Annotated in this window: 17 protein-coding genes; 8 read left to right on the forward strand and 9 right to left on the reverse strand. The window is 61.2% G+C overall.

All coding sequences use genetic code 11. The annotated features are described in order from the left end of the window. The first annotated feature begins 83 nt into the window (after positions 1 to 83). Positions 84 to 740 carry a LexA family protein gene (locus tag ACODTD_RS24350; protein ID WP_041475588.1) on the forward strand — a complete coding sequence of 219 codons (657 nt, stop codon included), beginning with the start codon at positions 84 to 86 and terminating at the stop codon, positions 738 to 740. A gap of 39 nt (positions 741 to 779) precedes the next feature. Here ACODTD_RS24350 and ACODTD_RS24355 read toward each other — a convergent pair whose 3' ends face one another. Genes ACODTD_RS24355 through ACODTD_RS24370 form a run of 4 tightly spaced genes read right to left on the reverse strand, consistent with a single transcriptional unit; the run spans position 780 to position 6,341 of the window. Then, positions 780 to 2,729 carry an acetyl/propionyl/methylcrotonyl-CoA carboxylase subunit alpha gene (locus ACODTD_RS24355; RefSeq protein WP_489105316.1) on the reverse strand — a complete coding sequence of 650 codons (1,950 nt, stop codon included), beginning with the start codon at positions 2,727 to 2,729 and terminating at the stop codon, positions 780 to 782. Next, a complete protein-coding gene (locus ACODTD_RS24360; RefSeq protein WP_011335003.1) occupies positions 2,729 to 3,544 on the reverse strand; it encodes a gamma-carboxygeranoyl-CoA hydratase in 816 nt (271 codons plus the stop codon). The genes ACODTD_RS24355 and ACODTD_RS24360 overlap by 1 nt, the downstream gene beginning before the upstream one ends. A 13-nt stretch (positions 3,545 to 3,557) precedes the next feature. Further along, on the reverse strand, positions 3,558 to 5,165 hold the full coding sequence (locus ACODTD_RS24365; protein ID WP_489105317.1) for a carboxyl transferase domain-containing protein: 1,608 nt from the start codon (positions 5,163 to 5,165) through the stop codon (positions 3,558 to 3,560). Positions 5,166 to 5,177: 12 nt separating this feature from the next. Beyond that, positions 5,178 to 6,341, reverse strand: coding sequence for an isovaleryl-CoA dehydrogenase (locus tag ACODTD_RS24370; protein WP_011335001.1), 1,164 nt, complete (start codon positions 6,339 to 6,341; stop codon positions 5,178 to 5,180). Positions 6,342 to 6,542: 201 nt separating this feature from the next. On the opposite strand from ACODTD_RS24370, the gene ACODTD_RS24375 reads away from it, so the two are divergent. Then, positions 6,543 to 8,240 (forward strand): AMP-binding protein, encoded by a 1,698-nt coding sequence (locus tag ACODTD_RS24375; protein ID WP_011335000.1) that lies wholly within the window; start codon positions 6,543 to 6,545, stop codon positions 8,238 to 8,240. 593 nt (positions 8,241 to 8,833) lie between these two features. On the opposite strand, the gene ACODTD_RS24380 is transcribed toward ACODTD_RS24375, so the two are convergent. The 3 genes from ACODTD_RS24380 to ACODTD_RS24390 are packed head-to-tail and all read right to left on the reverse strand — an operon-like array spanning position 8,834 to position 11,189. After that, complete coding sequence (locus ACODTD_RS24380; RefSeq protein ID WP_011334999.1) at positions 8,834 to 9,733, reverse strand: hydroxymethylglutaryl-CoA lyase; 900 nt, start codon at positions 9,731 to 9,733, stop codon at positions 8,834 to 8,836. A 54-nt stretch (positions 9,734 to 9,787) separates the two neighbouring features. Continuing rightward, the gene (locus ACODTD_RS24385; protein ID WP_011334998.1) at positions 9,788 to 10,189 is read right to left on the reverse strand and encodes a MerR family transcriptional regulator; all 402 of its coding nucleotides are present in this window, start codon (positions 10,187 to 10,189) and stop codon (positions 9,788 to 9,790) included. 55 nt (positions 10,190 to 10,244) lie between these two features. After that, complete coding sequence (locus ACODTD_RS24390; protein ID WP_011334997.1) at positions 10,245 to 11,189, reverse strand: LysR family transcriptional regulator; 945 nt, start codon at positions 11,187 to 11,189, stop codon at positions 10,245 to 10,247. Between the two features lie 189 nt (positions 11,190 to 11,378). Here ACODTD_RS24390 and ACODTD_RS24395 point away from each other — a divergent pair, with 189 nt between their 5' ends. Then, positions 11,379 to 12,608: an acyl-CoA dehydrogenase gene (locus tag ACODTD_RS24395; RefSeq protein ID WP_074688994.1), complete on the forward strand. Its 1,230-nt coding sequence runs from the start codon at positions 11,379 to 11,381 to the stop codon at positions 12,606 to 12,608. 165 nt (positions 12,609 to 12,773) lie between these two features. Here ACODTD_RS24395 and ACODTD_RS24400 read toward each other — a convergent pair whose 3' ends face one another. Both ACODTD_RS24400 and xthA read right to left on the reverse strand, forming a co-directional pair. Then, entirely contained in the window at positions 12,774 to 14,108 is a 1,335-nt protein-coding gene (locus ACODTD_RS24400) for a substrate-binding domain-containing protein (RefSeq protein WP_011334995.1), read from the reverse strand. 115 nt (positions 14,109 to 14,223) lie between these two features. Continuing rightward, entirely contained in the window at positions 14,224 to 15,036 is an 813-nt protein-coding gene (gene xthA, locus ACODTD_RS24405) for an exodeoxyribonuclease III (RefSeq protein ID WP_011334994.1), read from the reverse strand. Positions 15,037 to 15,210: 174 nt separating this feature from the next. Between xthA and ACODTD_RS24410 the strand changes: the two genes are divergently transcribed. The 5 genes from ACODTD_RS24410 to ACODTD_RS24430 all read left to right on the forward strand — a co-directional run bounded on the left by ACODTD_RS24410 (position 15,211) and on the right by ACODTD_RS24430 (position 23,512). Then, positions 15,211 to 15,861, forward strand: coding sequence for a GNAT family N-acetyltransferase (locus tag ACODTD_RS24410; RefSeq protein ID WP_011334993.1), 651 nt, complete (start codon positions 15,211 to 15,213; stop codon positions 15,859 to 15,861). A gap of 66 nt (positions 15,862 to 15,927) precedes the next feature. Then, positions 15,928 to 17,655 carry an autotransporter assembly complex protein TamA gene (locus ACODTD_RS24415; RefSeq protein WP_011334992.1) on the forward strand — a complete coding sequence of 576 codons (1,728 nt, stop codon included), beginning with the start codon at positions 15,928 to 15,930 and terminating at the stop codon, positions 17,653 to 17,655. Beyond that, a complete protein-coding gene (locus ACODTD_RS24420) occupies positions 17,652 to 21,326 on the forward strand; it encodes a translocation/assembly module TamB domain-containing protein (protein ID WP_489105318.1) in 3,675 nt (1,224 codons plus the stop codon). Before ACODTD_RS24415 ends, ACODTD_RS24420 begins: the two co-directional genes overlap by 4 nt. A gap of 244 nt (positions 21,327 to 21,570) precedes the next feature. Next, on the forward strand, positions 21,571 to 22,053 hold the full coding sequence (locus ACODTD_RS24425; RefSeq protein WP_011334990.1) for a MarR family winged helix-turn-helix transcriptional regulator: 483 nt from the start codon (positions 21,571 to 21,573) through the stop codon (positions 22,051 to 22,053). Beyond that, positions 22,043 to 23,512 carry an efflux transporter outer membrane subunit gene (locus ACODTD_RS24430; protein WP_102687171.1) on the forward strand — a complete coding sequence of 490 codons (1,470 nt, stop codon included), beginning with the start codon at positions 22,043 to 22,045 and terminating at the stop codon, positions 23,510 to 23,512. Before ACODTD_RS24425 ends, ACODTD_RS24430 begins: the two co-directional genes overlap by 11 nt. Positions 23,513 to 23,519: the final 7 nt, after the last annotated feature.

Here is a 23,519-nt window from a genome sequence, read left to right on the forward strand (position 1 = left end):
AGTACCAATAGTATTTGTGACCAGAATTTAAATACTACAATATGTGTTTTGTCGGCCGAAGGCGTCCACGTATGGTGCCGCACATGGATAAATGGATTGAGTTGGTCAAGGCCAAAATGAGTGAACTCAACGTCACTCAAGTCGAGCTCGGCGAGCGTGTCGGCATGTCTCAGGGTGGCATCGGCCATTGGCTGAACAAGCGTCGCGAGCCCGGAATCACGCAGATGAACCGCGTGCTGAAAGCGCTGGGCATGGAGTATCTCGAAGTCGCAGTGGTGATTCGTGAACCGCAGATCGATGCGGATGACGAAATGCCTCTGGCACAGAAGTACAACCCTTACTTTCGCTACCCGGTCAGCGAGTGGAATGCGCCGATCGAGGCCCGTGAAAGCCAGCCAGCGTATTCGAGTGCCAAGGACAAGCGACGTTTCGAACTGACGGACTATCACGCCCGTGGCCCGGCGTTCTGGCTCACCGTGATGGGGAATGCGATGACCGCGCCCACTGGGCAGAGCATCGGCGAGGGGATGATGATCCTGGTGGATCCGGCGCTGGAAGCCGAGCCCGGAAAATTGGTGATCGCCCAGTGGCCGGACAGCGACGAGGCCATTTTCCGCAAACTGATCGAAGAGGGCGGCCAGCGTTACCTGGCGCCGCTCAATCCGACCTGGCCGAAAGCCTTGTTGACCGACGAGTGCCGAATTATCGGTGTCGTGGTTCAGGCAACCGCCAAATACTAGTCAGATCGATCCTCGCCAAGCGTAGGATCGATCCACCTTTCAAGCTTCTTCCAGTTCGACCAGTGCACTGCCTTCGCTGACCATTTCGCCTTCCTGGCAATACAGCACCTTGATCACGCCGGCATGGGGCGCGCGGATGCTGTGCTCCATCTTCATCGCTTCCAGCACCACCAATTGCGCCCCGGCTTCAACCGATTGCCCGGCCTCCACCAGCACCCGCACGATGCTGCCGTTCATCGGCGCCGTCAGACCGCCTTGATGGCTGTGACTGGCTTCGACAGCGCTGATCGGGTCGTACGTTTCAACGCGTCGCAGCTCGCCGTCCCATTGCAGAAACAGAACCTCTCCACGACGAATCGCACGCAGTTGTCGGCGCAGCCCATCGTGCTCGAGCACCAGTTGTTCGCCGATCAGTTTTGCTTTGCCGCCAGCGCCGAGCGTCAACGCCCGATCCTGCCCCTCGCAACTCAAATGCAGAGTGATTTCCCGTGGCAACCCAGCGCGCAGACCGCTCTGAAGCGCCCAAGGCGAAGCGGGATCATCCGCCCTAGCCATCTCCGGCAGGCTCTGCGCAAAAGCCTGCGCCGCCGCCTCCCAGAATTCATCGCTCAGCGCAGCAGGCGCTGGTAACAGTTGTTCCTGATAACGCGGAATGAACCCGGTATCCAGCTCGGCCGCCGCAAACGCCGGATGCCCGATGATCCGCCGCAAGAAGTTGATGTTGGTCTTCAGCCCGCCAATCGCAAACTCGTCGAGCATGCTCAGCAGCCGTAAACGCGCCTGCTCACGATCTTCGCCCCAGGCAATCAGCTTGCCGAGCATCGGGTCATAGAACGGTGAAATCTCGTCGCCTTCTTCAACGCCGCTGTCCACACGGCGCCCCGGCCCTGCGGCGGATTCGCGATACAGATCCAGACGCCCGGTCGCCGGCAGAAAATCATTCGACGGATCTTCCGCATACAACCGCACTTCAATTGCATGCCCGTTCAGCGGCACTTGATCCTGAGTGATCGGCAACGCTTCGCCACGGGCGACGCGAATCTGCCAGGCCACCAGATCGAGCCCGGTAATGGCTTCGGTGACCGGGTGTTCGACCTGTAGCCGCGTGTTCATCTCCATGAAGAAAAACTCGCCGCGCGCGTCCAGCAGAAATTCCACCGTGCCGGCGCCGACGTAGCCGATGGCCTGCGCCGAACGCACCGCCGCTTCGCCCATCGCCCGACGCAGTTCCGGACTGAGGCCCGGTGCCGGCGCCTCTTCGACGACCTTCTGGTGCCGACGCTGAATCGAGCAGTCGCGCTCATTCAGGTACAGGCAATTGCCATGCTGATCGGCGAACACCTGGATTTCCACGTGACGCGGCTTGAGCAGGTATTTCTCCACCAGCATCCGCGAGTCACCGAACGACGACTGCGCTTCACGCTGAGCCGAGGCCAGCGCTTCACCCAATTGGCTGACGTCCTCGACAACTTTCATACCTTTACCGCCACCGCCGGCTGTGGCTTTGAGCAGCACCGGATAACCGATGCGTTCGCAAGCATCGCGGAAGGTATCAAGATCCTGAGCCTCGCCGTGATAACCCGGCACCAGCGGCACGCCAGCAGTTTCCATCAATGCCTTGGCGGCGGATTTGCTGCCCATCGCATCGATGGCCGAGGCGGGCGGGCCGAGGAAAATCAGGCCGGCGGCTTCGATGGCGCGGGCAAAACCGGCGTTCTCCGACAGAAAGCCATACCCCGGATGAATCGCCTGAGCGCCGCTGGCCTTGGCCGCCGCGATCAGTTTGTCGATTTGCAGATAGCTGTCGGCCGCTTTGTTGCCGCCCAGATCGACGCGGATATCCGCTTCACGGCTGTGCCGCGCTTCGCGGTCGGTGGCGCTGTGCACGGCGACGGTGGTCAGGCCCAGCGCCTTGGCGGTACGCATGACCCGGCAAGCGATTTCGCCACGGTTGGCCACCAGCAGGGTGGTGAGAACAGGTGCGCTCATCAACGCGGCTCCTTGGTGGTGATTGCGGCTTGCCAGCTCGGCGGACGCTTCTGCAGAAAGGCCCGCAGACCTTCCTGGCCTTCCGGGCTGACGCGGATGCGGGCGATGGCATTTTCGGTGTAGCGACGCAGTGCCGGGGTCAGCGCGCCGTTGCCGACTTCACGCAGCAGATCCTTGCTGGCGCGCATGGCGGCGGGGCTGTTGAGCAGCAGGTTGTCGATCCATTGCTCGACTTTCTGTTCAAGCTCGGTCGCTGGATAGCTCTCGGACAACAAACCGATTTCCCGCGCCCGCTGTCCGCCGAATCGCTCGGCCGTCAGCGCATAACGCCGCGCCGCCCGTTCGCCGATGGCTTGCACCACGAACGGACTGATCACCGCCGGCGCCAGGCCAATGCGCACTTCCGACAGGCAGAACTGCGCGTCATCGGCGCCAATCGCCATGTCGCAGCAACTGATCAGGCCCAGCGCGCCACCGAACGCCGCGCCTTGAACCACGGCCACGGTCGGGATTTTCAGTTTGGCGAGGTTGTACATCAGCTCCGCCAGTTCCCGGGCGTCGTCGAGGTTGGTGTGGTAATCGAGTTCGGCCGATTGCTGCATCCAGGCCAGATCGGCGCCGGCGCTGAAGTGTTTGCCGCGTCCGCGCACCAGTAGGAAACGCAGGCTGGCGTCGCTGGCGACCTTGTCCAAAGCCAGGATCAGTTCGCGGATCATCTCGGCGTTGAACGCGTTGTTTTTTTCTTCGCGGCTCAGCCACAGGGTCGCGAAACCCCGTGGGTCGCTGTGCAATTCGAGGGTGTTGAAGTCGCTCATGAGGTTCTCCCGATCACATCCGGAACACGCCGAAGCGGCTCGGTTCGATAGGCGCGTTCAACGACGCGGACAAGGCCAGGGCTAGTACATCGCGGGTTTGCGCCGGGTCGATGACGCCGTCGTCCCACAGCCGTGCGCTGGAGTAGTAGGGGTGACCCTGCTCTTCGTACTGGTCGAGAATCGGTTGCTTGATCTCGGCTTCCTGCTCGGCGCTGAACGCCTGACCGCTGCGTTCGGCCTGCTCGCGCTTGACCTGAACCAGCACGCCGGCCGCCTGTTCGGCACCCATCACGCCGATCCGCGCGTTCGGCCACATCCACAGGAAACGCGGATCGTAGGCCCGCCCGCACATGCCGTAGTTACCGGCACCGAAGCTGCCGCCGATGATCACGGTGAATTTCGGCACCTTGGCGCACGCGACGGCGGTCACCAGTTTGGCGCCGTGTTTGGCGATGCCGCCGGCCTCGTATTTCTGGCCGACCATGAAGCCTGTGATGTTCTGCAGGAACAGCAGCGGAATGCCGCGCTGGCAGGCCAGTTCGATGAAGTGCGCGCCTTTTTGCGCGGCTTCGGCGAACAGGATGCCGTTGTTGGCAAGGATCGCGATCGGGTAGCCGTGCAGGTGGGCGAAACCGCAGACCAGCGTGGTGCCGAACAAAGCTTTGAATTCATCGAACACCGAACCGTCGACCAGTCGCGCAATCACTTCACGCACATCGAAAGGCTGTTTGGCGTCCGCCGACACCACGCCGTACAACTCTTCGCTGGCGTACAGCGGCGCAATCGGCGCGCGCTGCTGCACTTCGCCGAGCTTGCGCCAGTTGAGGTTGGCGACGCTGCGGCGGGCGAGGGCGAGGGCGTGCTCATCGCTTTCTGCGTAATGGTCGGCGACCCCGGAAGTCTTGCAGTGCACATCGGCCCCGCCGAGGTCTTCGGCGCTGACCACTTCACCGGTCGCGGCTTTCACCAGCGGCGGGCCGGCGAGGAAAATCGTCGCCTGATTGCGCACCATGATCGCTTCGTCGGCCATCGCCGGCACGTAAGCGCCGCCGGCGGTGCAGGAACCCATGACCACCGCAATCTGCGGAATGCCCATGGCGCTCATGTTGGCCTGATTGAAGAAGATCCGCCCGAAGTGCTCGCGATCCGGAAACACTTCGTCCTGACGCGGCAGGTTGGCGCCGCCCGAGTCCACCAGATAAATGCATGGCAGACGGTTTTGCTGAGCGATGGTCTGGGCACGCAGGTGTTTCTTCACGGTCAGCGGGTAGTACGAGCCGCCTTTCACGGTCGCGTCGTTGGCGACGATCATGCACTCGACGCCTTCCACGCGGCCAATCCCGGCAATCACGCCAGCGGCCGGCACTTCTTCGCCATACACGGCGTGAGCGGCCAACTGGCTGATTTCCAGAAACGGCGAGCCCGGATCGAGCAAGCGGTTGATCCGCTCACGGGGCAGCAGTTTGCCGCGTGAGGTGTGACGTTCCTGAGCTTTCGCGCCGCCACCCTGGGCCACTTGGGCGAGCAGGGTGTGCAGGACGTCGACCTGTTTGAGCATCGCCGCGCTGTTGGCGGCGAACTCCGCTGAACGAGGGTTGAGCTGGGTATGCAGGATAGCCATGGACAGCTCCGTTTAGCGGGTTTCGTTGAACAGTTCGCGGCCGATCAGCATGCGACGGATCTCACTGGTGCCAGCGCCGATTTCGTACAGCTTGGCGTCACGCAGCAGACGGCCGGCCGGGAATTCGTTGATGTAGCCGTTGCCGCCGAGAATCTGGATCGCGTCCAGAGCCATTTGCGTGGCGCGTTCGGCGGTATAGAGGATCACGCCGGCGGCATCCTTGCGGGTGGTTTCGTTGCGCTCGCAGGCCTGGGCCACAGCGTAGAGGTAGGCGCGGCTGGCATTGAGCTGGGTGTACATGTCGGCGACCTTGCCCTGGATCAGCTGGAATTCACCGATGCTCTGGCCGAACTGCTTGCGGTCGTGGATGTACGGCACGATCAGGTCCATGCACGCCTGCATGATCCCGGTCGGGCCACCGGACAGGACAACGCGCTCGTAGTCGAGGCCGCTCATCAGCACTTTCACGCCGCCGTTGAGCACGCCGAGGATGTTTTCTTCCGGCACTTCGACGTCATCGAAGAACAGCTCGCAAGTGTTGGAGCCGCGCATGCCGAGCTTGTCGAACTTGTTGCTGCGGCTGAAGCCTTTCCAGTCACGTTCGACGATGAACGCGGTGATGCCGTGCGGGCCTTTTTCCAGGTCGGTCTTGGCGTAGATCACGTAGGTGTTGGCGTCGGGGCCGTTAGTGATCCAGGTCTTGCTGCCGTTGAGCACGAAACGGTCGCCGCGTTTATCGGCCCGCAGTTTCATCGAAACCACGTCGGAACCGGCGTTCGGCTCGCTCATGGCGAGGGCACCGACGTGTTCGCCGCTGATCAGTTTTGGCAGGTATTTGGCTTTCTGTTCGTGGTTGCCGTTGCGGTTGATCTGGTTCACGCAGAGGTTGGAGTGGGCGCCGTAGGACAACGCCACGGAAGCCGAGCCACGGCTGATTTCTTCCATCGCCACCACGTGCGCCAGGTAACCCAGACCAGCGCCGCCGTACTCTTCCGGTACGGTGATGCCGAGCAGGCCCATATCGCCAAACTTGCGCCACAGATCGGCCGGGAACAGGTTGTCGCTGTCGATCTGCGCGGCACGCGGGGCGATCTCCTTGGCGACAAAAGACTGAACCTGATCGCGCAGCATGTCGATGGTTTCGCCGAGGGCAAAGTTCAGGGATGGGTAGCTCATGGGTCACCTTTTGGCTTTTTTGTAGGGTGGGGAGAAGGGCGTTTCAGTTCTCACCTTTACGTTAACGTAAGCCTGTGACGAATGGCTGTCAATCACCCTTTACGTTAACGTCAACTTGAGCGAGAGTAGGGCCAGTTCTGAATGGTCGGAGCTGCCGTGGCTCCGGTCCAACACCCACTAATAAAGACAATAGGGGTCGTTATGGATCAACCCAGTGCAAACCCGCAGCGCAGCTACACCCGTGGTTCCCAGGACAAAGCCTTGCTGGCGATGACCATCGGGCAGAAGTTCGACGAGACCGTCGCGCAGTACCCGGACGGCGAGGCGCTGGTGGTGCGTCATCAGCAGCTGCGTTACACCTGGCGGCAACTGGCCGACGCGGTGGACGTGCATGCCAGAGCGCTGCTGGCGTTGGGTTTGCAGGCCGGTGATCGGCTCGGCATCTGGGCGCCGAATTGCGCGCAGTGGTGCATCACTCAGTTTGCCACCGCGAAGCTCGGCGTGATTCTGGTCAACATCAACCCGGCCTACCGCAGCTCCGAACTCGAATACGTGCTCAAACAATCCGGTTGCCAATGGTTGGTCTGCGCCGGCGCCTTCAAATCTTCGAACTATCACGGCATGCTGCAAGGCTTGCTGCCGGAACTGGCCGAGCAATCCATCGGCGAACTGCGCAGCGAGCGCCTGCCGGAGCTGCGCGGGTTGATCAGCCTTGATCCCCAGCCGCCTTCGGGTTTTCTCCCGTGGTCGCAACTGGCAGATCTGGCCGCCAGTGTCTCTCCAGAACAATTGCGTGAACGCAGCGACAGCCTGCACTTCGATCAGCCCGTCAACATTCAGTACACCTCCGGCACCACCGGCTTCCCCAAGGGCGCGACCCTCAGTCACTACAACATCCTCAACAACGGTTACATGGTCGGCGAAAGCCTCGGCCTGACCGCCGCTGATCGGCTGGTGATCCCGGTGCCGTTGTATCACTGCTTCGGTATGGTCATGGGCAACCTCGGCTGTATCACCCACGGCAGCACGATGATTTATCCCAACGATGCCTTCGATCCGCTGCTGACCCTGAGCACGGTCGCCGAAGAAAAGGCCACCGCGCTGTACGGCGTGCCGACCATGTTCATCGCCATGCTCGATCAGCCGCAGCGCGCCGAGTTCGACCTGTCGACCCTGCGCACCGGGATCATGGCCGGCGCCACCTGCCCGATCGAAGTGATGCGACGGGTCATCAACGAAATGCACATGAGCGAAGTGCAGATCGCCTACGGCATGACCGAAACCAGCCCGGTGTCGCTGCAGACCGGCCCATCCGACGAACTGGAACTGCGCGTCACCACCGTCGGCCGCACCCAGCCGCAACTCGAAAGCAAAATCATCGACGAGGCCGGCAATCCGGTACCACGCGGCACCATCGGCGAGCTGTGCACCCGTGGTTACAGCGTGATGCTTGGCTACTGGAACAACCCGAATGCCACCGCCGAAGCCATCGACGCGGCGGGCTGGATGCACACCGGCGACCTAGCGAGCATGAACGACGAGGGTTACGTGTGCATCGCCGGGCGTAACAAGGACATGATCATCCGTGGCGGCGAAAACATTTACCCGCGTGAACTGGAGGAGTTCTTCTTCACCCACCCAGCGGTGGCGGACGTGCAGGTGATCGGCATTCCCTGCTCACGTTACGGCGAAGAAATCGTCGCCTGGATCAAATTCCATCCCGGCCACAGCGCCACCGAGCAAGAACTGCAAGCGTGGTGCAAGGAGCGTATCGCCCACTTCAAGACGCCGAGGTACTTCAAGTTTGTGGAGGAGTTTCCGATGACGGTGACCGGCAAGATCCAGAAGTTCCGGATGCGCGAGATCAGTATTGAGGAGTTGCGCAGTAACGAGGGTTGAGGAGCGAATCTGTGGGGGCTTTGCTCCCACAGTTTTCTGCAGGATTTCAGAACGCCAGACAGCACAAAGGGGAGCCGAAGCTCCCCTTTAATTTTGTCGTCGCGTGCTCTTTTTATTATTGAGGGGCGGTCTGTTGTTGTTTTTGGCAACCGTGGCCCTTTACCGCTGTTTTTTGGCGACCCCCATCCGGGGTCAAGAGCAAACGTATTTTTTTGAGCGCTGATCTGCTTTCTCGTCTAGCGATCCAACCGATTCGGGAGCTACCTGAAGGTAGTTTTATTGTTCTCTGCCCGGTTGCGGGTCATTCCGAGGAACACCCTGAAAAGCACACCTTCTCCAAAAAAATCTGTTAGCTGCGTCTCTGCCGTGTTGTTTTTGTTATGTCAGAGTCGGTACGTCTTATTTTTATTGGTTTGCTGCTTTTTATTCTTGTTATGCCATAGAGATAGCAGAAGCCGTGCCAACTTTTAAAAACCCTTTTAAATCAATGGCTTGAGATTTTTGAAGGATTTTTCCTTCAGGCAAAACCAGACAATTTGTTTCCGTGTTACTCGCTTGTGCCCACGTTTCGCGCTCGGCGGTAACACCATCCCTCACTGTGCGCTGCGAGCCTTGGCCACGCGCGAACCGGTCGGGCGGCCCAGCACGGAGCTGATCTGCTGGCCGGCGGCAATCAAGGCGTCGAGGTCGATACCGGTCTCGATGCCCAGGCCGTTGAGCAGGTACACCACGTCTTCGGTGGCGACGTTACCGCTGGCGCCCTTGGCGTACGGGCAGCCGCCGAGGCCGGCGATCGAGCTGTCGAACACCGCGATGCCTTCCAGCAGGCTTGCATAGATGTTGGCCATGGCCTGGCCGTAGGTGTCGTGGAAGTGGCCGGCGAGTTTCTCGCGTGGCACCTGTTTCGAGACCACTTCGAACAGCCGGCGGGTCGCGCCCGCGGTGCCGGTACCGATGGTGTCACCCAGCGACACTTCATAGCAGCCCATCGCGTACAGCTCGCGGGCCACCATCGCCACTTGCTCCGGGGCGACTTCACCTTCATAAGGACAGCCCAACACGCAGGACACGTAACCGCGCACGGTAACGCCGTGCTGTTTCGCCGATTCCATGATCGGCGCGAACCGCGCCAGGCTTTCGCTGATCGAGCAATTGATGTTGCGCTGCGAAAACGCTTCGGACGCAGCGGCAAACACCGCGACTTCCTTCACTCCCGCCGCAAGTGCATCTTCAAAACCGCGCAGGTTCGGCGCCAATGCACCATAGGTTACGCCGGGCTTGCGCTGGATCTGCGCGAACACCTCGGCGGAACCGGCCATCTGCGGCACCCACTTGGGCGAGACGAAACTGCCGACTTCTATATAGCCGAGACCGGCGGCGCTCAGCGCGTCGACCAGTTGCACCTTGTCGGCGACGCTGATGGGCTGGGCTTCGTTCTGCAGGCCGTCACGCGGGCCGACTTCGATCAGGCGTACTTGGGAGGGGAGGGACATGGTGTTGACCTGCTCTTTGAATTCCTGCGGAACCCCGTGTGGGATTTATTTAGGTTACTGAACTGATTGCTGACTCTTGAGCGTCTGCTCCAGCGCCTGCACGCAGCGTTCTTCGGCGGTGTCGAGTTCCAGCTTCATCTGTTCGATGTCCAGCAGTTGCTGTTCAAGCTGTGCCCGGCGCTCGCTGATTTTCGCCAGCATGCTGTTGAGTTGTTTGGTGTTACCGCTGGAGGGGTCGTAGAGCTCGATCAGTTCACGGCACTCGGCCAGGGAAAAACCGATGCGCTTGCCCCGCAGGATCAGCTTCAGGCTGACCTTGTCGCGTGGCGAATAGATGCGTTCCTGGCCTCGGCGCTCGGGGCTGAGCAGGCCTTGTTCTTCATAGAAGCGGATCGCCCGGGTGGTGATGTCCAGCTCGCGGGCGAGGTCGGAAATGCTGTAGGTCTGGCTGCTCATGAAAGCGCTCGAAGAAGGGTCTTGGCGCTAAGCTAATGGCAGGTTGACGTTTACGTCAAGTGGCGGGCGCCTGCAGCTTGTCGAGCTTCTTCTCGTGGGCTGTCACTTGCTGGCACAACTCGATCATCTGCTCGCGCATCCAGCGGTTGGCCGGGTCCTGATCGGTGCTTTCGTGCCAGTACAAATGGGTTTCCACCGGCGGCACATCGTTGACCGGCAGATTGAACGCATGCAGGTCATGCCGACGGGCGAAGCGCTCCGGCACGGTCATTACCATATCAGTCTGCTGCAACACCTGAGACGCCATCAAATAGTGCTGCGAGCGCAGGGCGATCTTGCGCTGGATGCCCATTTTGCCCAGCGCCAGATCGACATGGCCCAGACCACTGCGCCGGCTGGAAATATGAATGTGGGTCAGCGACAGGTAATCGTCGAGGGTGAATTTTTCCTTGGTCGCCAGCGGATGACCCTTGCGCATCGCGCAGACGTAACGGTCTTCCATCAGCTTGACGTGGCGCACCTGCGGGTCGGTGTTGAGCGGCGCATCCACGGCAAAGTCGAGACGCCCGGCAGCCAGCTCCTTGGTGGTTTCCCGGCGTTTGGACAGAAAGCTTTCGATGATCACAGTCGGCGCCAGACGACGCAGACGCTGGAACAGCGGCGGCAGAATCACCGCTTCGGTCAGGTCAGTCATGCTGATACGGTAGGTCTTGACCGCTTGCGAGGGGTTGAAAATGCGGCTTTCCTGAACCGATACCCGCAACAGCGACAGCGCGTTGCGCACCGGACCGATGATGTTCTGCGCCATGGGCGTCGGCACCATGCCCTGGGCGGTGCGGACGAAGAGCGGGTCGTTGAAGGTCTCGCGCAACCGCGCCAATGCGTTGGACACCGCAGGCTGGGTAATGCCGACAATCTGCCCGGCGCGTGTCAGGTTGGCTTCGGTGTAGATCGCGTCGAAGACGATGAAAAGGTTGAGGTCGACCTTGCTCAGATTCATTACGCGGCTCTCTTGTTATAGGTGCTTGTTATAGATGGATGGCGCGGGTCAGGGCGGCCAGGAAAATCAACCGATCATATATCGGTGATGAATGTTTATACACGCCGAGAATAGGCTAGGTAAATTATCAACGCTGTTCTAGCATCGATTGCATGACTTAAACAACCTGCCGAAAAAAGGTAATTGCTCATGGATTTCGCTTATTCGCCCAAGGTGCAAGAACTGCGTGAGCGCGTGACCGCGTTCATGGACACTTACGTTTACCCGGCCGAAGCCGTGTTCGAGCGCCAGGTCGCCGAAGGCGATCGTTGGCAGCCCACGGCGATCATGGAAGAACTCAAAGCCAAGGCGAAAGCCGAAGGTCTGTGGAATTTGTTTCTGCCTGAGTCGGAGCTTGGTGCTGGCCTGACCAACCTCGAATACGCGCCATTGGCGGAAATCATGGGCCGTTCGCTGCTCGGGCCCGAGCCGTTCAACTGCTCGGCGCCCGACACCGGCAACATGGAAGTGCTGGTGCGTTACGCCAACGAAGAACAGAAACAGCGCTGGCTCGAACCGCTGCTGCGCGGCGAGATCCGCTCGGCGTTCGCCATGACCGAACCGGACGTTGCGTCCTCCGACGCCACCAACATGGCCGCCCGCGCCGTGCGCGATGGCGACGAGTGGGTCATCAACGGCAAGAAATGGTGGACCTCCGGCGCCTGCGATCCGCGCTGCAAGATCCTGATCTTCATGGGCCTGAGCAACCCCGACGCCCCGCGTCATGCCCAGCACTCGATGATCCTGGTGCCGGTCGACACCCCCGGCGTGAAGATCCTACGTCCGCTGCCGGTGTTCGGTTACGACGACGCACCCCACGGTCACGCCGAAGTGCTGTTCGACAACGTGCGGGTGCCGTACGAAAACGTCCTGCTCGGTGAAGGACGTGGCTTCGAAATCGCTCAAGGTCGCCTTGGCCCAGGCCGGATTCATCACTGCATGCGTTCGATCGGCATGGCCGAGCGCGCACTGGAACTGATGTGCAAACGTTCGGTAAGCCGTACTGCATTCGGCAAACCGCTGGCGCGTCTGGGCGGTAACGTCGACAAGATCGCCGACTCGCGGATGGAAATCGACATGGCGCGCCTGCTGACCCTGAAGGCGGCGTACATGATGGACACCGTGGGTAACAAGGTCGCCAAGAGCGAAATCGCGCAGATCAAGGTCGTCGCACCGAACGTCGCGTTGCGAGTGATCGACCGGGCGATCCAGATCCATGGCGGGGCAGGGGTGTCGAACGATTTCCCGCTGGCCTACATGTACGCCATGCAACGCACCCTGCGCCTGGCCGACGGCCCGGACGAAGTGCACCGCGCTGCGATCGGCAAGTTCGAGATCGGCAAGTATGTGCCGAAGGAAATGCTGCGTAGCGAGCGCTGATTCAGCACTTCACCCCTGATCGCTCCCACGCAAAGCGCTGATCGCGGTGATCGTTCCCACGCTCTGCGTGGGAATGCATACCGTGACGCTCCGCGTCACAGTGGACGCGGAGCGTCCATGGCTGCGTTACCACGCAGAGCGTGGGAACGATCAGTGATTCGACGCTCAGTAAACCCAAACCTCAACCCGCCGATTCTTGATCCGGCCTTCATCCCCGCTGTTGGTCGCCACCGGCATCAGTGCGCCAAACCCGCGCACTTCGCGCAATACCACGCCGTTTTTCACCAACTCCCGGCGTACCGCCATCGCCCGCAGCTTCGACAGTAAATCAGCCCGTGCCGGGTCGTCTTTGGCGTCGCCGAAGCCCACCAGTGTTACCGCGCGGTCGGTCTTGTCGTGGTGCTTTATATAGTCGAACACCCGGGCCAGATCCTGACGGGCCTTGTTGTCGAGGCTGGCGCTACCTTCTTCGAAGCGGAAGTTCACCGTCAGACGCTGGGCGTGGCGGCTGAGGGATTGATAACCCTCGGGCATCAGCGCATTCGGCGTGACGGCGATAGCCTGCACGGTCTGGGCGATAAAACCGTTGGCCGCGACAATCGCCTGACCCTGGCGGCTCTGCGCAAACTCCACCAACGCCCTGGCCCAGGGATTGTTGCTGTCGGGCGGCAGATAGAAGAACAGCCGCCGCGACAGTGGATAGTCTTCGGTGGCGATCAGGCTGGCGAGCGGCAGCATTGCCTGGGACTGCCCGTCGACAATCGCCACGGCTTTGGCCTGACGCACATAGGGCAGGCCGATGAAACCGATGGCCTGCGGATCGGCACTGACTGCGTCGGACAACTGCTCGCTGGATTCAAACCGTTTCGCGGCATTGCTCAGGGATTTCCCACGACGACTGAGGACAAGTTCCTTGAACGTGTCGTACGTACCGGACTGATCATCCCGCGCATATAAATGAATCGTCCCACCCTTGCCGCCGACGTCTTCCCACGTCTTCGCCTCGCCGCTGAAGATTCGCGCCAGTTGTTCGGTGTTCAGTTGATTCAGCGAATTGTCGGGGTGAAGGATGATCGCCAGACCATCGATGGCGATGACTTGCTCGGCACCGGGGCTTTTCAGATCGCCCCGGGCTTGCAGGTTCAGCAGTTCGCTGTCCTTGATCGGGCGCGACGAGGCGGCCAGATCGGCGCTGGCGTTCTTGAGTGCAGTGAAACCGGTGCTCGAACCGTGGGCGGCGATCTCCACCACGACCCTTTGGCCTTGGGCCGTCAGGCCGACGATCCGTTGTTCGTTGGCGGTGTCCGGGGTTTCGCTGTGGACTTTCAACAGTCCCTGATCTTGCAACAGGCCTTCCACCAACGCCGGGCCGAGCGCCGCGCCAATGGTGTTGGAACCCTGGATGCGCAATACCGGGCCGTTCTCGGGAATGGGCAATGCCGCGGCCGAAACCTGCAGCCAGGCGCTCAGGAGAAAGACGAACAGAACACGCAGGGTCATGCCGGCACCGATTGCAGCCAAGGGGATTGCCGGGGAGATTAAGTCAGTGAGGTTGCTGAAAGATGACAGGACAGAAGATCACAACCGCCGGCTGTGATCTTCTGCTTCAAGCGGGTCAGCTCAATTCCAGCCAGATCGGCGCATGGTCCGAAGGCTTTTCCATCCCGCGCAGTTCATAGTCGACACCGGCGGCTTTCACACGCGGCAGCAAGCCATGAGACGCCAGAATCACATCAATCCGCAGACCACGCTTCGGCTCGTCTTCAAAACCACGGCTGCGGTAGTCGAACCAGCTGAACGTGTCGGTCACGTCCGGGTTCAGATGGCGGAAGCTGTCGGTCAGGCCCCAGTTTTTCAGGCGGGCCATCCACTCGCGCTCTTCCGGCAGGAAGCTGCATTTGCCGGTTTTCAGCCAGCGCTTCATGTTGTCCGGGCCGATGCCGATGTCGCAGTCTTCCGGGGAAATGTTGACGTCGCCCATCACCACCAGCGGCTGTTCGTTGTGGAACTGGCTTTCCAGCAGCGCTTGCAGATCGCTGTAGAAGCGCTGCTTGGCCGGGAATTTGGTCGGATGGTCGCGGCTTTCACCCTGTGGGAAATAGCCGTTCATGATCGTCACCGGCACGCCGTTGGCGTCGGCGAACGTGCCCCAGATAAAGCGCCGCTGTGCGTCTTCTTCATCGGTGGCAAAACCTTTGTGTACGGCAATCGGTTCCTGGCGCGAGAGCAGGGCAACGCCGTAATGACCTTTCTGACCGTGGAAATACACGTGATAACCCAGGGCCCGCACTTCTTCCAGCGGGAACTGGTCGTCGTGGACCTTGGTTTCCTGCAGGCCGATCACGTCCGGCTGATGCTTCTCGATCAGCGCCGCCAGCTGATGCGGACGGGCCCGCAGTCCGTTGATGTTGAAGGAAACGATCTTCATGGTCGGCAGTCCTGGCAAAAGGGCGATGCTAGCTGACATGTAGGATCTGGGCCAGCGTGGCGGTAGTCCATATGCGCTGCTAATGTCTTTCGGGTGTGGGAACGATCCCTTCAGCCCAAGGCTCGTATAACAAGAACGGGGCCTCTTGAGTCCCGTCCAGGGAGAATCACCGTCATGCCTGAAACCCAATCCGCCATCGCCGACATTCATATGCTCGACCGCGGCTATTCCCGCGAAGCGCGATCCCTTCTTTATCAGGCCTATCGTCACGAGCCGACCTTCGCCTACCTGTTCGAAGCAGAGCGTCCGGGTTATGAACAAAGGGTACGGGCCACGGTGCGGGAGTTGGTCAAACAGCATTTCCTGCAGGATCTGCCGGCCATCGGCCTGTTGGTCAACGATCGCCTGATCGGTATCGCCCTGATTGCACCGCCGCAACGGCGCCTGGGTGTTACCGAGAGTTGGGCCTGGCGTTTGCGCATGGTGCTGAGCACCGGTTTTCGCTGCACCCGGCGTTATCTGGAGTATCACGCTGCCGTTGAAGCTTGCGTGCCGACCGACTCGGTGCACATGCTGCCGCTGCTCGGCGTGCATCCACAATTTCAGGGCAAGCATTTCGGCGAGCAACTGCTGCAAGCGGTGCACAACTGGTGCGCGGTGGACGAAACCTCCCAAGGCGTGATCCTCGACACCGGCAACCCGCGTTACCTGGAGTTCTACAAGCGTCAGGGTTACGAGGAAATCGGTGAAGTGGCGGTCGGCCCGGTGCGCGAGCACGTGTTTTTCCACGCCAACCCGCAGGTGTTACAAACAGCAACGGGATGACCGTCGAACTTTTGGGGGAATTTCCTGTTCTATCACGCTCCCAAGCCCGTGATAGCATCCGCGCCTATGAAGTTTCCAGGAAGATTTACCAGTGGCGTGCTCATGCTGTTAACCAGCTGCGCGGCGCTGGCGCAAAGTGAATTGGATGTGCGGATCAAACCGTCCAACGATGAACTGAAAGCCAATATAGAAGGCTATATCGGCAGCCTCGGCGATCGTGACGAAGAAGCCTTGCAGCGCTTCAGTCGCGGCGCCGAAGAACAGGCGCGCAAGGCCGCCCAGGCCTTGGGTTATTACCAGCCGCAGATCGAAAGTGACGTCAAGGGCGGTGAAAAACCGCGTCTGGTGCTGAACATCGATCCCGGCGAGCCGATCCGCCTGCGCAACGTAACCGTGCGGGTCGACGGCCCGGCGGCCTCTCTCAAATCCTTTCGAGTCCCGAAAAGTGACGTGCTCAAGCCCGGCGCGGTGCTCAACCATGGGCGTTATGAAGACGCCAAGCGCCTGATCCAGAACCAGGCTTCGCGCTATGGGTTCTTCAGTGGCCGCTTCACCAGCCAGAAATTGATGGTCGATCCACGCGCCGGGGTCGCCGACGTCGAATTGATCTACGAAAGCGGTCCGCGTTATGCGCTGGGCAAAGTCAGTTTCGAGGGCGACACACCGTTCGACGAAGACCTGCTGCAACGCATGGTGCCGTTCAAGGCCGGCGAGCCGTATGACTCCGAGCTGATCGCCGAACTCAACCGCGACCTGCAATCGAGCGGCTATTTCGAGGGCGTGCGGGTCGACGCCGCACCGACCGCCGCAAATAACGACGTGATCCCGGTGGACGTCAAACTCGACACCCGCAAGCCGCGCACCATGGGCCTGGGTCTGGGTTATTCCACCGACGTCGGCCCGCGCATCAAGGCCAACTGGACCCGTCACTGGGTCAACCCGCAGGGCGACAGTTATGGCTGGGAGGCCGAACTGTCGGCGCCACGGCAGAACGTCGGTCTGTTCTACGACATCCCGCTGGACCCGCCGCTGACCGACAAACTGCGCTGGGCCGGCGGTTATCAATACGAGGACATCGACGGTTCCGACACCTTGAGCAAGCTGTTGACCTTCGGCCCGGAATGGCACAGCAAATTGCCCAGCGGCTGGCAGCGGGTGATCTCGCTGAAATGGCAGCGCGAGGAATACCAGCTCGGCGACGACTCCGGTCTGAGCACCTTGCTGATGCCCGGCGTCAGCTATTCCTACCTCAAGAGTGACAACCGCATCGACCCGCACAATGGCTATCGCCTGACCTTCGAAAGCAAAGTGGCGAAAGAAGGCCTCGGCTCGGACAACAACCTGCTTTATGGCACGGCGCTGATCAAGGGCCTGACCACCGTGTTCGACAAGCACCGTTTGCTCGGTCGGGTCCAGGTCGGCGGCAGCGCCACCAACGGCTACAAATCGGTGCCGCCGTCGCTGCGTTTCTTCGCCGGTGGCGATCAGAGCGTGCGCGGCTATGACTATCAGAGCCTGTCCCCGGAGAACTCCGAGGGCGACCGCATCGGCGGGCGCTACATGGTGGCCGGCAGCGTCGAGTATCAATACTCGATTGCCGAGAAGTGGCGCGTGGCGACTTTCGTCGATCAGGGCAACTCCTTCAACAAACTCGAACTGCCGAACCTCAAGACCGGGGTCGGTATCGGTGTGCGCTGGGTCTCACCGGTGGGGCCGATCCGCCTCGACCTGGCCCACGCGCTGGACGACGATGGCGGCATCCGGCTGCACTTTTCCATGGGGCCTGAGCTGTGAAGCGTGGTTTGAAAATATCGGCGCTGGCGTTGTTGTCGCTGGTGCTGCTGATTGTATTGAGCATTACCGCTGTGCTCGGAACTCAGGCCGGCAGCCGTTGGGTGCTGGGTCTGGTACCGGGCCTGAGCGTCGACAATTTCCAGGGTCGCCTCGGCGGGCAGTGGAGCGCCGATCATCTGCTGTGGCAGCAGGACAGCAGCCGCGTCGAACTGAGCAAACCGATCTTCGAGTGGTCGCCGCTGTGCCTGACGCGCATGACGTTGTGCATCGAACAGCTCAAGGCCGATACCGTCAGCCTGCAATTTCCGCCGAGCGAGGACGTCACCGAAAGCGGTCCGATCACACTTCCTGATCTGCAATTGCCCGTGGCCATCGAGCTGGGCGACGTTCAGGTCGGCAACCTGTTGTTCAACGGCAGTGAAGAGTTGAAAGGCCTGCAACTGGCGGCGCATTGGACCGCCAAGGGCCTGCAGATCGACAGTGTGAAACTGCAGCGCGACGAGTTGAGCCTGAACCTGTCCGGCCTGTTGCAACCGACCGGCAACTGGCCGCTGAACATCGCCGGTGATCTGACCTTGCCGTCGCCGGCACCCGAACCGTGGACGCTGGCGCTGAAAGTCGACGGCGACCTGCTGAAAACCCTCAACCTGCACGCCGACAGCCGTGGCTACCTCGACGGCCAGTTGAGCGGCGAGCTGCAACCGCTGGTAGAAGACCTGCCGGCCAAAGTGCGGATCACCTCGGAGGCTTTCAAGCCGAGCGCCGATCTGCCGGATACCCTGCAATTCAATCAACTGGTATTGACCGGCGAAGGCGACCTGAAGAACGGTTACCAATTGCTCGGCAATGCGACACTGCCTGCCGAAAAAGGCCCGGTGGCGTTGCTGCTCAAAGGCAAGGTCGACGCCAAAGGCGCGCAGATTGCCGGCCTCGATCTGACGGCCAACGACAAGCAAAGCCTCAAGCTCACCGGCAATGTCGACTGGAGCAAAGGCCTCAGTGCCCAGGCCAATATCAACTGGCTGGATTTTCCGTGGCACCGGCTCTATCCGGAGATCGACGAGCCGCAGATCACGTTGCGTACCTTCACCGGCGAAGTCTCCTACACCGACGGTCAGTACATCGGTAATTTCGCCGCCGCTGCAGATGGTCCGGCGGGGGCGTTCACCCTGAGCAGTCCGTTCAGCGGCAATCTCAAGCAGATCTTCCTGCCACAACTGAAACTCGAAGCCGGGCAGGGCAAGGCCGAAGGCCATGTGAACGTGCAGTTCGCCGATGGCATCGCCTGGGACACCGCGCTGGAATTGTCGGCGCTCAACCCGGCGTATTGGGTCGCGGAGCTGCCGGGCACCCTGGCCGGTCCGTTAAAGAGCAAGGGCGAAATGAAAAACGAGCGCCTGAGCCTGAACGCCGACCTCGATCTGAAGGGCAAATTGCGCGGGCAACCGGCGATCCTGCAAGCCAAGGCCGACGGCGCGGGCGAGCAGTGGAATCTGAATGCCCTGCAAATCCGCCTCGGCGACAACAGCATCAACGGCAAGGGCAGCCTGCAACAGAAACTCACGGGACAGATCGACATCAAACTGGCGCGTCTGGCCCAGCTTTGGCCGCAACTGCGCGGGCAGATCAATGGTCGGGTCGATGTCGCCGGCACGCTCAAGGCGCCGCAAGGCAAGCTCGGCCTGCAAGGTTCGCAACTGGCGTTCCAGGACAATCGCCTGCAAAGCCTCAACCTCGACGCCACCCTCGACAGCGCGCAACGGGCGAAAATCGACCTCAAGGGCAGTGGCATCCAGGCTGGCGATACGTCGCTGGGCACCCTGACCGCCAGCGCTCAGGGCGATATCAAAAACCAGAAACTCAACCTCGACCTGCTCGGGCCGAAGCTGAAACTGGCGCTGGGCCTGGACGGCAATCTGGACAAAGGCAACTGGCGCGGGCGTCTGGCCAGTGGTGATATTCAGGCCGGCGGCCAGGACTGGAAACTGCAGAACCCGGCCAAGCTCGAGCGTCTGGCCGACGGCAAGATCAACTTCGGCGCCCATTGCTGGATGTCCGGCAATGCCAGCCTGTGTGGCGAAGACCAGCGCCTGATGCCGGAGCCGAAGCTGCGTTATCACCTCAAGCAATTCCCGATCGAAAGCCTGGCGCAATGGCTGCCGAAGGATTTCGCCTGGCAGGGCAAGCTCAACGCCGACCTGCAACTGGATCTGCCGGCCAGCGGCCCGAACGGCGTGGTCAGCATCGATGCCAGCGGCGGCACCTTGCGCATGAAGGAAAAGGATCAGTGGGTCGACTTCCCGTACCAGACCCTCAAGCTCACCAGCAAACTCACGCCCAAGCGCATCGACACCGACCTCAACTTCGTCGGTGGCAAGCTCGGTGAATTGATGGTGCAGGCGCAGCTCAACCCGCTGCCGAAGAACAAGCCACTCAGCGGTACATTCCGCCTCAGCGGACTGGATCTGTCGGTGGCGCGGCCGTTTGTGCCGATGGTCGAGAAACTCACCGGGCGGCTGAACGGCAGCGGCACGATTTCCGGTGGTCTGCTCGCGCCGCTGGTCAACGGTACGGTGCAACTCAGCGACGGCGAAGTGTCCGGGCCAGAGTTGCCGATCGAACTGCAAGCGTTGCAACTGCAAGCGGTGATCGCCGGTGAAGCCGTGCAATTGAACGGCGCCTGGAAAAGCGGCAAGAGCGGGCAGGGCAGCCTGAACGGCAACATCGCCTGGGGCCAGGCGCTGGTGGTGGATCTGGCGCTCAAGGGCACGCAATTGCCAGTGACGGTCGAACCCTACGCCAAACTGGAAGTGGCGCCGGACCTGAAGATTTCCATGGCCGGCGATGAGCTGGCGATTGCCGGCAAGGTGCTGGTGCCGACAGGCGAAATCACAGTGCGCGAACTGCCGCCATCGACGGTGAAAGTCTCCGATGACACGATCATCGTCGGCGCGCAGACCGAAGAGGGCAAGCCGCCGCTGGCGATGAAAATGGACATCGACGTGGTGGTCGGCCAGGACAAGTTGAGCTTCGCCGGATTCGGCCTGACCGCCAACCTGCAAGGCCACGTGCACATCGGCGACAACATGGACACCCGTGGCGAACTGTGGCTCAACGACGGGCGTTATCGCGCCTACGGCCAGCGCCTGACGGTGCGTCGCGCGCGTCTGCTGTTTGCCGGGCCGATCGATCAGCCGTATCTGGACATCGAAGCGATTCGCCAGACCGATGACGTGATCGCCGGCATTCGCTTGAGCGGCAGCGCCGAGCAGCCGACCACGCAGATCTTCTCGGAGCCGGCGATGAGTCAGGAACAGGCGCTGTCCTATCTGGTGCTGGGGCGTCCGCTGAGCACTACCGGCGAAGACAACAACATGCTCGCGCAGGCGGCGCTCGGTCTGGGCCTGATGGGCAGTTCCGGGGTCACCAGCAGTCTGGCCAGTGATTTGGGCATTCAGGACTTCCAGCTCGACACCCAAGGCAGCGGCAACACCACCAGCGTGGTGGCCAGCGGCAACATCTCGGAAAAACTCAGCCTGCGTTACGGCGTCGGCGTGTTTGAACCGGCCAACACCATCGCCTTGCGTTACAAACTGAGCAAGAAGGTCTACCTCGAAGCCGCCAGCGGCGTGGCCAGTTCGCTGGACATCTTCTACAAGCGGGATTTCTAGCCCGCTTTTCCCTCCCTTATACCGAGCTGGTTCAATCGCCAGCAGGCTGACTCCCACAGGGTTTTGTGATGTTCACAACTCTGAGGGAGCGAGCCCGCTCGCGATGGCGTCTGCATGGACAACAGAAAACCCAGCCCACTGGTCAACTAATTACAAAGCAACCTAACTATTACGTTGACATTCGCTGCCTAGGCAGTAACATCTCGACATACATTCACTGCCTAGGCAGTTATTAGGTGAGCACATGAAGCATTTCACCCCCGACGAATTCCAGCATTGCCATCTCGGCCTGTTGCTCGGCCGTGCCGCCTTGCTCAAGGACAAGATCATCGACACCCACATGGAACCCCACGGCATCACCGCCGCGCAGTTCAAGGTGTTGATCATCATGGCCCAGTTCGGCGTCGACACCCCGGCCGAGCTGTGCCGGCATCTGTCGCTGGACAGCGGTTCGATGACTCGCATGCTCGACCGTCTGGAGCAGAAAGGTTTCCTGGTTCGCCAACGCAGCGAAGGCGATCGCCGTCAGGTGCAACTCAAACTCACCGAGCAGGGCCAGCAACTGGCCGATCGCCTGCCGCACATCGGCGCCGACGCCATGAATGAGCTGGCCGGCGCCGTGACCCCGGACGAGTTGAAAACCCTGGAATACATCCTCAAGAAAATTTTGCTGGCAGCCGGTGACCCGATCACCATCCAGCGGTTAGGTGAACACAATGAGCGGTAAAACCTTGCGCAGCAGCCTGACACTGGTGCTGTCGGCGATGATTCTCGCCGGTTGCGCCAACTACAGCGGCCTCGATACCCAGGGCACCAGTCTCGATGCGAAAACCCTGCAGACCGGGCAATCGCTCAACGGCGTGACCCTTTCCCAGGCCGCGTGGCCGAAGAGCGACTGGTGGACCAGCCTCGGCGATCCGCAGCTCGACGGTCTGATCCGCGAAGCGCTGAAAGACAGCCCGGACATGCAGATCGCCGACGCCCGCGCCCATCAGGCCAGCGCCGCCGCGTACGCCGCCGATGCCGAGCGCTATCCGACCCTCGACGCCAGCGCCGGCATCAGCCGTTCGCGTCTGGCCCGGGATCAGGATCCGTTGGGGCAGGGTGGGGCTTACTCCACCGTGCGCAACATCAGCGCCGGCTTCAATTACAACTTCGACCTGTGGGGCGGTCAGCGTGACGCCTGGGAAGCCGCACTCGGTCAGGCCCGCGCCGCCGAGGTCGACCGTCAGGCCGCACAGTTGACCCTGGCTGCTGACGTGGCCCGGGCCTACAGCGATCTGGGTCAGGCGCACATCGTTTATGACCTGGCCAACGAAGACCTCAAGCGCACCAAACAGATGCTCGACCTGAGCCAGCGCCGCCTGAGTTCCGGGATCGACAGCCAGTATCAGTTCCAGCAGACCCAAAGTCTGGAAGCCAGCTCCGAAGCCAGCCTGATCGACGCTGAAAAGCGCCTGAACAGCGCGAAAATCGCCCTGGCCGTATTGCTCGGCAAAGGCCCGGATCGCGGTAACGAAATCGCTCGGCCGAAAGTCCTGCAAGCCAGCGCTGTCGCACTGCCATCGGTGCTTCCCGCCGAACTGCTGGGCCGTCGTCCGGATCTGGTCGCCGCGCGCTGGCGTGTCGAGGCGGCGAGCAAGGACATCGACTCGGCCAAGACCCGCTTCTATCCCAACCTGAACCTGTCGGCTTCCGCTGGTGCCGAATCCTTGTTGGGGGACGCGATGTTCGGTTCCGCCAGTCGCTTCTTCAACATTGCCCCGACGATTTCGGTGCCGATCTTCGATGGCGGACGCCTGCGCGCCAACCTCGATGCCCGCGACGCCGATTACGACCTCGCCGTGGCGCAGTACAACAAAAGTCTGGTGAAAGCCCTGGGCGATGTCAGCGACACCATTAACCAGCTGCGTGACATCGGCCGGCAGATCGGCGCCCAGCAGCACGCAACCGAGATTGCCCAGGATTCTTACAACACCGTCGTCCAGCGTTACGGTTCCGGCATCGGCAACTACCTGGACGTGCTCAGCATCGAGCAGCAATTGCTGCAGGCCCAGCGTCAGCTGGCCAACCTGAATGCCGAGCAGATCGACCTGTCGATTCAACTGATGCAAGCGCTGGGCGGCGGCTTCCAGGGGCAAACCCTGACCGCAGCCAACGCCACCCCAGCCACGCCGCACAACTAATTCAAGG

It is taken from the genome of Pseudomonas sp. FG35 (assembly GCF_057809295.1).